We start from the raw sequence: 296 nt of genomic DNA on the forward strand, positions 1-296 counted from the left end.
TTCACATGTCTCTCAATAGGCACTTTGGCTATTTGGAATAGATTGAATTGGCAATCCATATCCTTGACCTTCTGCCAACCGTGAAATTGCCATTGGCCTTTTCGGTTGATGAAGTATTTAAGGGCAACCCAAGTCTTAGACTTTGTTGGGTGACGCCTTACTGCCCAGTGCCATAACGAATAGAATAGTTTGTGCCCAACATACCCGAATACTTGTTTAGCAACACAATGACGATAATAATTCGCCCACCCCCTTAGTTTCGGATTTATCAGTTTGATAAGGTCGTTAACAGGGAT

1 protein-coding gene is annotated in these 296 nt (G+C 42.2%); it reads right to left on the minus strand.

Annotated elements, in window-relative coordinates:
• A partial coding sequence (locus tag H5185_RS23570) for a group II intron maturase-specific domain-containing protein (protein WP_310741714.1) occupies positions 1 to 296 on the minus strand: 296 nt, incomplete at both ends.

Origin of the sequence: Shewanella sp. SG44-6 (genome assembly GCF_014164185.1) — a bacterium.
In the GTDB taxonomy this organism is placed as follows: Bacteria; Pseudomonadota; Gammaproteobacteria; order Enterobacterales; family Shewanellaceae; genus Shewanella; species Shewanella vesiculosa.